The organism is Staphylococcus sp. Marseille-Q5304 (assembly GCF_943737015.1).
Classification (GTDB): Bacteria; Bacillota; Bacilli; order Staphylococcales; family Staphylococcaceae; genus Staphylococcus; species Staphylococcus hsinchuensis.
The window spans coordinates 871,191-883,868 of record NZ_CALSFP010000001.1; the positions used below are offsets into that span (position 1 = coordinate 871,191).

Sequence of the window (12,678 nt, forward strand, 5' to 3'; positions counted from 1 at the left end):
TAATAGTTAATTTATTAAATTAATATCGTTTATTTGACATAAGAATAATGTTTTATTTTAAGATAATGTGATAGTATTTAAAAAAGGGAGGCAAGGAAAAATGTCAGATAAAAAATTCCCAAAAGATGCGATGCGTGTCTTGAAAGAAACGAGTCGTACATTCTATATACCCATTACATTTTTGGAAAAGGAATTAAAACATTCAGTTGCGTCAGCATATCTTATCATGCGTGCGATTGATGAAATTGAAGATCACGAAGATGTTGATAATGACACTAAAAATAAAATATTATTACAAGTCAGTGATTTATTAAAACATTCATTTGATGAAACGCGTTATCAAGAAATATTGAGTCCTGTAAAAGAAAAAATGCCGGAGGTTACTATACGGTTAGGCGATTGGATTGATGCTTGTCCTGATCAAACAGTGTCAATCGTTACGGAATATTCTAGTGAGATGGCTGAAGGCATGGCAAAATGGGCTAAAGCAAATTGGAATGTTCGTACCCGTGAAGAGTTAGACGATTATACATATTACGTGGCAGGCCTTGTCGGAGTGATGTTGTCCGAGTTATGGGAGGTTTGTGCAGGAGAAAAAACAGATCGTGAACTTGCGATTGGTTATGGTCGAGGACTACAAGCCGTAAATATTTTACGCAACGAAGAAGAAGATTATGAGGAACGTGGTGTAAGTTTTGTTCCAGACGATATGAATCGTGATGATTTATTTAAATATGCCGAGGACAATTTGGCGAAGGCTGATGAATATATGACTATGGTACATAAACGCAGTATAAGACTTTTCTGTAAATTACCATTAGCGTTAGCTCATAAATCTTTAAAAGCAATGAAAGATGGACGTGAAAAGATTTCTCGTCAGGAAGTAGAAGAAACAGTAGAAGAAGTAAAAAAAGATTAAATTAATTTTAAGTGGAACTCAGAACTGATCACGGTCATGAGTTCCATTTTTTGTATTAAAAGTATAAAATTATAAAAGTTTTTAGGAATATGATAATTTTGTTAAGTTTATGATTTATACGTGCTATACTTAGTACGGAGGCGTTCTGATGATTTATATATTATTATTTTGTCCTGTTCTCTTTAGCTTTTTATATCAATTTTGTGAGGTAGAAGATTTATCGTTAAAATATTTATTTCGTCGATATACATGTGATTATTGTCATCAACCGTTAGGTTTTACTAGTTTAATACCTATTTGGAGTTTCATCCAACTTAGAGGTCGTTCCATTTGTTGTCACCAACGCATTTCAAGAACATATTTGATTGGTGAATTATTCGCACTTATTCCTATAATTTTTTTTATTTCACTTTTCCTATCAATTCCACTTCTTATTTACTTACATATTTATTTTTACTCACTTTTGCAATCTATGATTTTAAAACTTTCACCTTACCATTACATGTCTTTATTGTATTTAGTTTCTGTGTGTTTTATTTAATTTCAGGTGAGTGGTTATTTTTTATCTTAGTAACGCTTTTATCACACTTATTTTATTTTCTTTGTCATAAAGGTATAGGATATGGTGATATTTTAATATTTTCTATCTTATCTTACATACTTCCATATAACACGTTAGTTATTATGCTTTTATTAACAAGTATTTTAGCCACTATTTTTGGGCTCTATTACCATTTGTGTTTACATCAGAAAAATAAAAAAATACCATTGTTACCATTTGTATTTATAGCTTTCAATATTGCTATACTATTTTAAACAAGGAGATGAAACATCATGAGAATCAATGAATTGGCAGATTATCAAAAGCCAAAAGAACGCATGCTTAATCATGGTGCCTCTGAATTGTCTCATGCTGAATTGTTAGCAATTCTAATTAATACAGGGCGAAAAGGATATTCAAGTTTAGACATTGCACATGAATTATTGAGATCAGTCAGTAATTTAAAGGAATTAAAGTCACTTTCATTAAATGATCTAAATCAAATCAAAGGAGTAGGAGTATATAAAGCATTAACATTAAAGGCGGCATTTGAACTTGGGGAGCGTATGCATTCAGGTAGTGTTGAAGAAAAGGTTCAAATCAATTCACCAAAAGATGTCGCTAATTATATGATGGCTAAAATGGAGCATTTAAAACAGGAACAACTTGTAGTGTTATTTTTAGATGCTAAAAACGTTGTGTTTAAACAAAAGATAATATTTATTGGTACATTAAATTCTTCAATTGTGCATCCTCGTGAAATATTTAATGAAGCCATTAAACAATCTAGTCATTCAATAATACTCATTCATAATCATCCTTCAGGAGAGGTCACGCCTTCTAATGAAGATATCGAGACAACAAAAAGACTCATCCAATGCGGTGCAATCATAGGTATTGAGATTTTAGATCATATTATTATAGGGGACCATCAATATCTAAGTTTAGCTGAAGAGGGATATATTGATTGAAATTTTGAAATAGATAGACAGAAATCGAATTTTCTGACAGAGGTTTCGTAGCCACTTTTAAATGATAAAGAGTCTGAGACAATTATTTTTGTCCCAGACTCCTACAGATATAGTGGGTTTTTAATTTGAATAGTAAAGATTATTTAAACGTTGAGACAATTAGATACTAGATTTCACATCATAAATTAACTGATTGATATCTACATTGAAATAATCTAGCGCGTATATTGCACCTTGATAAGCTAAATAAAGGCATAAAAGTACAAGACCTATATATATTAAAGCTCTTATAATCGAAACGCTAACTCTAAATAATAAAATAACTAAGAGTGCGATAAGTATGATAGTTAGCATGCTCATGATATATTCACTCCTTTATGTATATCATACAGTTTACAAGACCAATTGACATCGGTCTATGGTAATGTTTGAATTACGCCCATAGACTGATGTAGTTATATACTTATAGAATTTATAATATGATAGTATATTAGAAATGGAGGGTGGTTCATGCGTTTTATATTTAGGTTAATAAAGAATATTATTGCTATCATTGCGATATTGATGATTGTCTTTTTCGCTATGAGATACGCACCAGTTTTAAAAGATCAAGCATGGAACCCAGTTCATAATGAAGAACCATCTATGAATAAGAACGCACCAAACTCACAAATGACCGGTGGCGAAAGGTATACGGTCGAAGATAATGATTTATTGAATAATGTACCATTGAGCCAAGTTAAAAATGTGTTCAATTTTATTGATAAGAGAGAGTTTATGTCAGTATCTGGCATAGGACGTATGGGGTATAATGATAAATATTTAGCAGGCCAAAGAGATGATAAATTTATTATATATAAATTTGGTTCAGATTCTATCAGAGTATATAAAACTGAAATTGAAATGCAACAAGACTTAAATAAAATGGGTCAAAATATTGAGTTAAAAACACCATCAAGCTTTGAGTAACACATTTGAATTATACTATAAAATGCGTTAGCCTTATTACAGTAAATTATTAAAAGGTTGGTGTGTAATGATGAGTGAAAAATCTAGCGAGAAAAAAGCTGATGAACAAGCAAAAGCACAAAATCTATTTGCACGTTGGCGTAAAGATGAAACTTTATATAAAGAAGATGAAAAGGATTCAAACGAATCTAAAGAAACAGATGAATCTAAAGAGGATAATAAATAATATTTTATTAACCAAAATTACAATTTTTCAGATAGCTTAAGAAAGATGGTTTCTCTAACAAGAGACAGCCATCTTTTTTTATTGCAAAATAAAGTGCAACGGTAATCGAATTCGAATCCATTGGTCGAGGGTTAAAGAAATGGTATACTTTGATAGCGTGAGGTAAGTTGAATTTAGAACAAATTTAAACAAGTTATATTTGTTATTCATGCTTGTATTATCGCTAATAGTAATCATATTGATAATATTAATATACATATTTATATTTTTATGGATACATAAATGGTTTTATTTGAAAATTTTTCACATCAAATTATCAAATATAATTTCAAACAATTTTGATATTCATAAATATGGTTAGTGCTTTATTTCATAAGATAAGTAATATAAAATAAGAACAGAACATAATAAGATGGTTAATTGAGGTGTTTAGGTTGTCAAAGTTTTTTAAAAATAACAAAGCGGTTGTTATTTTATGTGCAATCATTCTTTTTATAGCGTTGATTGGGATGTCGTTACGTTCTCAATCACAATCACCAGTTGAACAATATGTGGGTGACTCAGTTTCCTTAGGACAGAGGGTAGTTAGTTATCCTACGCAATTTATCGCTGGTTCAATCGGCAATTTCTTTAATAATGATAAAGATTCTAAAGATGAGTCTGCAAAGTTAAAAAAACTTGAAGCCGAAAATGAAAGATTGAAAGCTGATAACAAGAAATATAAAAAGGAATTGAAAATTGATGATATTTCAAAATATGAGCCGATATCAAGTACAGTTTTGGCAAGAAATCCTGATCAATGGATGAACAAATTAGTAATCAATCAAGGTGCTAAAAATGGAATAGATAAAAATATGGCCGTAATGACTTCGAAAGGTTTAGTAGGTCGTATCACAAAGGTCAACCAATTCTCCTCTCAAGTTGATTTAATTACTACGAAAGCACGTTCCAATCGTTTATCTGTAAACATACAACATAAAGGTAAGAATGTGTTCGGTTTAATCGATCATTACGATTCTAAAAATGAAGAGTTAGTCATTTCAGATGTCGATAATAAAGATAAAATCAAAAAAGGGGATAAAGTTGTTACAAGTGGTTTAGCTGATCAACTTCCAAAAGGTATTTACATAGGTGAAGTTACTAAAGTTCAAAATGACGAATATGGTTTATCAAAACAAGTCAAAATAAAAACAGCAGCTGACTTATCAGATTTAAATCATGTATATGTCGGAAAGAGAGATCCTGATACATTACCAAAAGAAGAAAGTGGGGACAAGTAATGCGTACGTTATCCTACTTCTTAATTGGTTTAATATTATTTTACATTGATACGATTATTGGTTTAGTCATACCAATGCAAATCAATGATAAAGCAATCATCTTTGTACCACATTTAACATTAATGTATCTTTTAATGCTATGCATTTATCGTAGTTTTGGTGTATCTATTGTATTATCTATTATCTTGGGATTAATGGCAGATTTATATTTTGGAAGTTTTTATGGGTTATATCTATTTGGATATATATTACTCGTAGTGATGATGGACTTTTTCTTCAAAACATTTTATAGAGATCATGGAATGATATTTATAGTAGTTTTATTTGGAACTATGGTTTTTGAAGTATACAGTGGTGTTATTTATAGTATTTTAGGTATCGTTGATATGAACGTAGTCAATTTCATATTATTTAGAATGATTCCAACATTTATCTTGAATTTTATTTTATTATTGATTTTATTTCCAATTATCAAGAAATTTACATCGAAAATGCAATTCAAGATTGACAGTAAGAATAGCTGATGCTAAAATGCAGTAGTTGAGTAGTTTATAGCTACATACAACCGCTCAAATACAGGTTTAAGTACATTCAATGTCACCTGCATTTGGCGTGACTTAAATTATAGGAGGTGCAAAGTATGTTTGCTATTATTGAAACAGGCGGTAAACAAGTTAAAGTTGAAGAAGGTCAAGAGATCTTTGTAGAAAAATTAGCTGCAAACGAAGGTGATTCTTTCACTTTCGATAAAGTACTATTTGTAGGTGGAGACGCAGTGAAAGTTGGTGCGCCAACAGTTGAAGGTGCTTCAGTTTCTGCTACAGTGCAAAAGCACGGTCGCGGTAAGAAAATCACTGTTTTCACTTATAAACGTCGTAAAGACTCTAAGCGTAAACAAGGTCATCGTCAACCTTACACTAAATTAACAATCGACAAAATCAACGCATAATTATGATTAAAGTTGATGTTACATTAAATGACGATGGTCAAGTAACAGACGTGATTATGGATGGTCATGCAGAAGCTGGCGATTACGGACATGATCTCGTGTGTGCTGGTGCTTCAGCAGTTCTATTTGGTAGCGTGAATGCTATTATGGGACTAACGACTGAAAAACCAGATATCGATTACGCCGATGATGGAGGATACTTCCACATCAGAAGTGTTGATACAAACAATGAACAAGCGCAATTAATTCTTCAAGCGATGCTCGTATCGTTACAAACTATTGAAGAAGACTATAAAGAAAATATTAGATTAAATTATAAGTGAGGTGCAACCAAATGTTAAAATTAAACTTACAGTTCTTCGCATCTAAAAAAGGGGTAAGTTCTACAAAAAACGGCCGTGACTCAGAATCAAAACGTTTAGGTGCTAAACGTGCTGACGGTCAATACGTAACTGGTGGTTCAATTCTTTTCCGCCAACGTGGTACTAAAATTTATCCTGGTGAAAATGTAGGTCGTGGTGGAGACGATACATTATTCGCTAAAATCGACGGCGTTGTTAAATATGAACGTAAAGGTCGCGACAAAAAACAAGTTTCTGTATACGCAGCAGCTGAGTAATTTTTGTCTTCGGTAACACCAGAAGTTATACTTCTGGTGTTTCTTTTTTGTCTTTATTTTCTACAAAGCTAGATAATGCTATAATAAAAAAGATACGATAAAAGTAAATTGAGAAAAAGAGGTGAAATCATGTTTGTCGATCAAGTTAAAATATCACTTAAAGCAGGTGATGGTGGTAATGGTATAACTGCCTATAGAAGAGAAAAATATGTGCCGTTTGGAGGCCCAGCTGGTGGCGATGGTGGAGACGGTGCAGATGTCGTGTTTGTAGTAGATGAAGGTTTAAGTACCTTATTAGACTTTAGATACCAAACTCATTTCAAAGCTAAACGTGGCGAAGGCGGACAAAGTAGTAATATGCATGGTAAAAATGCAGAAGATTTAGTATTGAAAGTACCACCTGGCACAATTATTAAGAGCTTAGAAACAGAAGAAGTATTAGCCGATTTAGTTGAGCATGGCCAACGTGCTGTGGTTGCTAAAGGAGGTCGCGGTGGTCGTGGAAATTCACGATTTGCATCACCAAGGAACCCTGCACCTGATTTTAGTGAAAATGGTGAACCAGGTGAAGAAATTGATGTCACATTAGAACTGAAATTACTTGCAGATGTCGGATTAGTTGGTTTCCCAAGTGTAGGTAAATCAACATTATTGTCAATAGTTTCAAAAGCAAAACCAAAAATCGGTGCTTATCATTTTACAACGATTAAGCCTAATTTAGGTGTGGTATCTACGAAAGATAATAGAAGTTTCGTCATGGCAGACTTACCAGGTTTAATCGAAGGTGCGTCAGATGGCGTAGGGCTTGGACATCAATTTTTACGACATGTTGAACGTACGAAAGTAATAGTACACATGATTGATATGAGTGGTTCAGAAGGTAGAGATCCTTTTGAAGACTATAAAGTGATAAAAGAAGAATTAAAAGCCTATGAGCAACGATTAGAAGATCGCCCTCAAATCTTGGTGGCGAATAAAATGGACATGCCAGATGCAGAGGATAATTTAGAATTATTTAAAGAACAATTAAATGATGAAACAATGCAAATTATACCTATGTCTACTTTCAAACATGATCACATTGATGAGTTGCTATACACAATTGCTGACAAATTAGAAGAAGTGAAAGACATAGATTTCACCAAAGTTGACGATGAAGCAATGGGTATTAACCGTGTGGTTTATAAACATACGCCAGATCAAGATAAATTTACAATTACACGTGATGATGATGCTGCTTATGTAGTAAGTGGTAAATCGATTGAACGTATATTCAAGATGACTGACTTTAATAGTGAACCAGCAGTACGTCGATTTGCACGTCAAATGCGCTCTATGGGTATTGATGATGCCTTACGTGCACGTGGCTGTGAAAATGGCGATATCGTAAGAATCTTAGGTGGAGAATTCGAATTTGTTGAATAGGAGTGCTAAATATGGACACAAACGATCATAAAAAGTTTTATTTAATTAGAGAAGACGTACTTCCAGAATCGGTTGTTAAAACACTTGAAATTAAAGATGCTTTGAAAAAAGATCCATCACTGTCCATATTTGAAGCTGTTAAACAACATAACTTATCGAGAAGTGCATTTTATAAATATCGAGATACAATTTTTCCTATTGATGACAAAAAAGAAGAAACGAGAGAATTTACATTAATTCTATATGTTAACGACATGGTTGGTATGTTAGCGAATGTACTTAATAAGTTATCCAGTTTAAGCCTATCAGTACTGACGATACATCAAAGTATCCCGATGGAAGGCAGAGCAACTATTACGCTTTCATTAGATGCACAAGCAACAGATTTGGAAATTGATGATATTATGGAATCTATAAAAACCATTGACCATATTTCTAAAGTAGAATTAATCAGTATGTCAATGTAAGGGAGTAAAATAGATGTATGCATATGTAAAAGGAACTTTAACAGAATTATATCCAACACATGTTGTTGTTGAAACGGGTGGAGTTGGTTATGAAATACAGACACCCAATTCCTATCGATTTCAGAAATATTTAGATAATGAATTAAAAATCTTTACGTCTTTAATCGTACGTGAAGATGCTCAGTTACTTTATGGTTTTATAAATCAAGAAGAGAAAGAGATGTTTCTAAATTTAATTAAAGTAACTGGTATTGGACCAAAATCTGCGCTTGCTATATTAGCAACGAGTACGCCAAACGAAGTTAAAATAGCAATTGAAAATGAAAATGATGCGTACCTCACTAAATTTCCAGGTATCGGAAAGAAAACAGCACGACAAATCGTTTTAGATTTAAAAGGTAAAGTTCAAGTTAATGATACAGAAGAACAACAAGTGCTAACTCACGAAGAAACGTCTGATCAATCACCGTTAATCGAAGAAGCGTTACTTGCTCTAGGTGCGTTAGGTTATTCAAAACGAGAACTTACAAAGGTGGAAAAAGCCTTAAATAAAGAAACAGTTGAGTCTGTAGATGACGCAGTTAAACGCGGTTTACAATTACTCGTTTCTTAATATGATAAATTATGTATTATAAGGGGGATTAAACATGGATGATCGAATGGTAGATCAATCATTACATGATGACGAATCTAACTTTGAATTGTCGTTAAGGCCAACCAAATTAAGACAATATATCGGTCAATCAACTATAAAGTCAAATCTAGAAGTTTTTATTAAAGCAGCTAAAATGAGACAAGAACCATTAGATCACGTGTTGTTATTTGGTCCCCCTGGGTTAGGTAAAACGACATTATCAAATATTATAGCGAACGAGATGGAAGTCAATATGAGAACAATAACGGGTCCTTCCATTGAACGACCTGGTGATTTAGCAGCAATATTATCTGGATTACAACCTGGCGATGTTTTGTTTATTGATGAAATACATCGCTTGAGTAGTGTCGTTGAAGAAGTATTATATTCAGCAATGGAAGATTTCTTCTTAGATATTGTCATTGGAAAAGGCGAGGAAGCACGTAGTATTCGTATAGATTTGCCACCATTTACACTCATAGGAGCTACAACGAGATCAGGTAGTTTATCAGCACCTTTACGTGATAGATTTGGTGTTCATCTAAGATTAGAATATTATAAAGAACAAGATTTGAAAGAAATTATATTGCGAACAGCAGAAGTACTTGGTACTCAAATTGATGATGAAAGTGCGAGTGAATTAGCTAAGAGAAGTAGAGGCACACCACGTGTTGCCAATCGTTTACTTAAAAGAGTGAGGGATTTTCAACAGGTGGAAGATGATGACTATATTAAAATTCGTACCACAAAGCGTTCTTTAGAGTTGCTGCAGATTGATGATGAAGGTCTTGATTATATTGATCATAAAATGATGAATTGTATATTAAAGCAATACAATGGTGGACCAGTTGGTCTAGATACGATTGCTGTATCAATTGGTGAAGAACGTGTGACCATTGAAGATGTTTATGAACCATTTTTAATTCAAAAAGGTTTCCTTGAGCGCACACCGAGAGGACGTAAAGCGACGGCATATGCGTTCGAACATTTTAATATGCATGGAGAGAGGGAATAATTTGGAAATTGAAGCATTTGATTATGATTTACCGGAATCTTTAATCGCTCAAACCCCATTGAAAAATAGGGATCAAAGTCGATTGCTTGTTTTAGGCAGATCTACTGGAGAAACAGAGCATAAACAGTTTAAAGATGTTATTGATTATTTTGAGAAAGGCGACACGCTCGTTCTTAATGATACACGTGTAATGCCAGCACGATTATTTGGGCTAAAAGAAGAAACTGGCGCAAAGGTAGAAATGTTAATGTTAAACCAAATCGAAGGCAACGATTGGGAAGTATTACTTAAACCAGCTAAACGTGTCAAAATAGGTCAGGTTTTAACATTTGGAGAAGGCAAAATAAAGGCTGAATGCGTTGAAGAACTAAATCAGGGCGGTCGTATTATGCGTTTACACTATGAAGGTATTTTACAAGAACGTTTAGATGAATTAGGAGAAATGCCATTACCTCCATATATTAAAGAACGTTTAGATGACCCTGATCGATACCAAACTGTATACGCTAAAGCGATTGGTTCAGCTGCTGCACCAACAGCAGGATTACACTTTACAGATGCATTGTTGGAACAAATTCGTGAAAAAGGCGTAAACATTGCCTTTATAACGTTGCATGTAGGTTTAGGCACATTTAGACCTGTAAGTGTTGATAATATAGATGACCATGAAATGCATAGTGAGTATTATCAAATGGATCAACAAACTGCAGACTTATTAAATGATACAAAAGCACGTGGTAAAAAGATTGTGTCAGTTGGTACAACGACAACACGAACGCTTGAAACTATTATGCAAAATCATACAGAATTTAAGGCGCAAAGTGGTTGGACAGATATATTTATCTTCCCAGGATTTCAATACAAAGCAATAGATGCACTTATCACAAATTTCCATTTGCCAAAATCAACGCTCGTAATGTTAGTTTCAGCGTTTAGTACACGTGATAATATATTAAATGCATATAAAGAAGCAGTGGAGATGAAATATAGATTCTTTAGTTTTGGAGATGCTATGTTAATCATATAGTGAAAGGATTGAAATAAAATATGCCAGCAGTGACATATGAACATATAAAAACATGTAAACAATCTGGCGCTCGATTAGGAATCGTTCATACACCGCATGGTTCATTTGAAACGCCGATGTTTATGCCTGTAGGAACAAAAGCGACAGTTAAAACAATGAGCCCTGAAGAACTACATCAAATGAATGCTAAGATTATCCTTGGAAACACCTATCATTTGTGGTTACAACCGGGAAATGATATTATTAAAAAGAGTGGGGGCTTGCACCAGTTTATGAACTGGGATGGTCCTATACTGACGGATTCAGGCGGATTTCAAGTATTTAGTTTAAGTAATTTACGTAATATTACTGAAAAAGGTGTTGAGTTTAGACATCATACCAACGGTTCGAAATTATTTCTAAGTCCTGAGAAATCAATGCAAATTCAGAATGATTTAGGCTCAGATATAATGATGGCATTTGATGAGTGTCCACCAATGCCATCAGAGTATCAATATGTAAAGGACTCACTAGAAAGAACGACACGTTGGGCTGAAAGATGCTTGAAAGCACATCAAAGACCTGAAGATCAAGCTTTATTTGGAATTATTCAAGGTGGAGAATATAAAGATCTTCGTCAACAAAGTGCCGAAGAACTTGTAGCATTAGATTTTCCTGGCTATGCAATTGGTGGTTTGTCTGTAGGTGAACCGAAACCAGTAATGTATGATATGGTTGAACATACTGTACAATTCATGCCAGAAGATAAACCACGTTATTTAATGGGTGTTGGATCACCTGATGCATTAATCGAATGTAGTATACGTGGTATGGATATGTTTGATTGTGTATTGCCGACAAGGATTGCGCGTAACGGCACTTGCATGACTTCACAAGGTAGACTGATCGTAAAGAATGCCAAATATGCGGAAGATTTACGACCGCTTGATGAAGCATGTGATTGTTATACTTGTAGAAATTATAGTCGTGCTTACATAAGACACTTAATCAAGGCAGATGAAACATTTGGTATTCGTCTGACAACGTATCACAACTTACACTTCCTCTTAAAGATGATGGAAGATGTAAGACAAGCAATTCGTGAAGATCGTCTTCTAGATTTCAAAGAAGAATTCTTCGAACAGTATGGGCTCAATGTAGACAACCCTAAAAACTTTTAGAAAGGAGTTTTATAATAATGAATACATTACAGTTTATTTTTCCTGTCTTATTAATCGTATTAATGTATTTCTTAATGATTCGTCCACAACAAAAGAAAGCAAAACAGCATCGTGAAATGATCAATCAAATTGAATCAGGTCAACGCGTAACTACAATTGGTGGTATTAAAGGTACAGTACGTAGTGTTGATGAAACAACTGTTGTATTAACTTTAAATGGCAGTGGCACTGAAGTTACTTTAGAAAAACCAGCAATCAAACAAGTTGATCCTTCATAGTTGTAAAACTGAAGGTTCACGAAGAATAAATGTGTAAAGTGTTTAAGACATTGATATTACACATATTAAAATAAACGATGATTTCTACAGCTATTTGTAGAGGTCATCGTTTTTGTATTTGTTCAAATTTATTCACTTTTACTGGAAAATATCATTTTATATTTCAAAAAAACAAAATGGATGAGTGGTATATTTGGT

Annotated in this window: 18 protein-coding genes, 1 pseudogene and 1 other annotated feature; of the genes and pseudogenes, 18 read left to right on the forward strand and 1 reads right to left on the reverse strand. The window is 33.4% G+C overall.

From position 1 onward, the window contains the following. Positions 1 to 100: 100 nt before the first annotated feature. From NGI30_RS04385 to radC, 4 genes and pseudogenes are all read left to right on the forward strand, one after another. Entirely contained in the window at positions 101 to 919 is an 819-nt protein-coding gene (locus NGI30_RS04385) for a squalene/phytoene synthase family protein (RefSeq protein WP_251520095.1), read from the forward strand. A gap of 148 nt (positions 920 to 1,067) precedes the next feature. Continuing rightward, positions 1,068 to 1,310, forward strand: a pseudogene (locus NGI30_RS11445) (prepilin peptidase); the annotation flags it as partial. A gap of 26 nt (positions 1,311 to 1,336) precedes the next feature. Beyond that, positions 1,337 to 1,735 (forward strand): prepilin peptidase, encoded by a 399-nt coding sequence (locus tag NGI30_RS11450; protein ID WP_353047302.1) that lies wholly within the window; start codon positions 1,337 to 1,339, stop codon positions 1,733 to 1,735. A gap of 18 nt (positions 1,736 to 1,753) precedes the next feature. Further along, positions 1,754 to 2,431, forward strand: a complete 678-nt coding sequence (gene radC / locus NGI30_RS04390; protein ID WP_251942821.1) for a RadC family protein — start codon at positions 1,754 to 1,756, stop codon at positions 2,429 to 2,431. Between the two features lie 159 nt (positions 2,432 to 2,590). Here the strand turns inward: radC and NGI30_RS04395 are convergent, their stop codons facing one another. After that, entirely contained in the window at positions 2,591 to 2,791 is a 201-nt protein-coding gene (locus tag NGI30_RS04395) for a hypothetical protein (protein WP_251942823.1), read from the reverse strand. A gap of 150 nt (positions 2,792 to 2,941) precedes the next feature. Here NGI30_RS04395 and NGI30_RS04400 point away from each other — a divergent pair, with 150 nt between their 5' ends. The 14 genes from NGI30_RS04400 (at position 2,942) to yajC (ending at position 12,480) form a co-directional block, all read left to right on the forward strand. Further along, positions 2,942 to 3,400 carry a DUF4930 family protein gene (locus NGI30_RS04400; protein ID WP_251942825.1) on the forward strand — a complete coding sequence of 153 codons (459 nt, stop codon included), beginning with the start codon at positions 2,942 to 2,944 and terminating at the stop codon, positions 3,398 to 3,400. Between the two features lie 67 nt (positions 3,401 to 3,467). Then, positions 3,468 to 3,626 carry a hypothetical protein gene (locus tag NGI30_RS04405; protein WP_251520979.1) on the forward strand — a complete coding sequence of 53 codons (159 nt, stop codon included), beginning with the start codon at positions 3,468 to 3,470 and terminating at the stop codon, positions 3,624 to 3,626. Positions 3,627 to 4,060: 434 nt separating this feature from the next. After that, positions 4,061 to 4,906 carry a rod shape-determining protein MreC gene (gene mreC / locus NGI30_RS04410; RefSeq protein WP_251520107.1) on the forward strand — a complete coding sequence of 282 codons (846 nt, stop codon included), beginning with the start codon at positions 4,061 to 4,063 and terminating at the stop codon, positions 4,904 to 4,906. After that, positions 4,906 to 5,430 carry a rod shape-determining protein MreD gene (mreD, locus tag NGI30_RS04415; protein WP_251520110.1) on the forward strand — a complete coding sequence of 175 codons (525 nt, stop codon included), beginning with the start codon at positions 4,906 to 4,908 and terminating at the stop codon, positions 5,428 to 5,430. The genes mreC and mreD overlap by 1 nt, the downstream gene beginning before the upstream one ends. Before the next feature lie 29 nt (positions 5,431 to 5,459). Beyond that, positions 5,460 to 5,534, forward strand: a sequence feature (ribosomal protein L21 leader region). A 12-nt stretch (positions 5,535 to 5,546) separates the two neighbouring features. Beyond that, entirely contained in the window at positions 5,547 to 5,855 is a 309-nt protein-coding gene (gene rplU, locus NGI30_RS04420; protein ID WP_251520113.1) for a 50S ribosomal protein L21, read from the forward strand. Positions 5,856 to 5,857: 2 nt separating this feature from the next. Continuing rightward, on the forward strand, positions 5,858 to 6,178 hold the full coding sequence (locus NGI30_RS04425; protein WP_251520116.1) for a ribosomal-processing cysteine protease Prp: 321 nt from the start codon (positions 5,858 to 5,860) through the stop codon (positions 6,176 to 6,178). 11 nt (positions 6,179 to 6,189) lie between these two features. Then, on the forward strand, positions 6,190 to 6,474 hold the full coding sequence (gene rpmA, locus NGI30_RS04430) for a 50S ribosomal protein L27 (protein WP_251520119.1): 285 nt from the start codon (positions 6,190 to 6,192) through the stop codon (positions 6,472 to 6,474). A gap of 129 nt (positions 6,475 to 6,603) precedes the next feature. Further along, entirely contained in the window at positions 6,604 to 7,899 is a 1,296-nt protein-coding gene (obgE, locus tag NGI30_RS04435) for a GTPase ObgE (RefSeq protein ID WP_251942827.1), read from the forward strand. Positions 7,900 to 7,910: 11 nt separating this feature from the next. Beyond that, the gene (locus tag NGI30_RS04440) at positions 7,911 to 8,366 is read left to right on the forward strand and encodes an ACT domain-containing protein (RefSeq protein ID WP_251520124.1); all 456 of its coding nucleotides are present in this window, start codon (positions 7,911 to 7,913) and stop codon (positions 8,364 to 8,366) included. A 13-nt stretch (positions 8,367 to 8,379) separates the two neighbouring features. Continuing rightward, positions 8,380 to 8,979 carry a Holliday junction branch migration protein RuvA gene (gene ruvA / locus NGI30_RS04445; protein ID WP_251520127.1) on the forward strand — a complete coding sequence of 200 codons (600 nt, stop codon included), beginning with the start codon at positions 8,380 to 8,382 and terminating at the stop codon, positions 8,977 to 8,979. Positions 8,980 to 9,013: 34 nt separating this feature from the next. After that, positions 9,014 to 10,015 carry a Holliday junction branch migration DNA helicase RuvB gene (ruvB, locus tag NGI30_RS04450; RefSeq protein ID WP_251942829.1) on the forward strand — a complete coding sequence of 334 codons (1,002 nt, stop codon included), beginning with the start codon at positions 9,014 to 9,016 and terminating at the stop codon, positions 10,013 to 10,015. Between the two features lies 1 nt (position 10,016). Next, a complete protein-coding gene (queA, locus tag NGI30_RS04455; protein ID WP_251520133.1) occupies positions 10,017 to 11,042 on the forward strand; it encodes a tRNA preQ1(34) S-adenosylmethionine ribosyltransferase-isomerase QueA in 1,026 nt (341 codons plus the stop codon). 20 nt (positions 11,043 to 11,062) lie between these two features. Next, on the forward strand, positions 11,063 to 12,202 hold the full coding sequence (gene tgt, locus NGI30_RS04460; protein WP_251520136.1) for a tRNA guanosine(34) transglycosylase Tgt: 1,140 nt from the start codon (positions 11,063 to 11,065) through the stop codon (positions 12,200 to 12,202). Positions 12,203 to 12,219: 17 nt separating this feature from the next. Continuing rightward, a complete protein-coding gene (gene yajC, locus NGI30_RS04465) occupies positions 12,220 to 12,480 on the forward strand; it encodes a preprotein translocase subunit YajC (RefSeq protein ID WP_251520139.1) in 261 nt (86 codons plus the stop codon). Positions 12,481 to 12,678 lie beyond the last annotated feature (198 nt).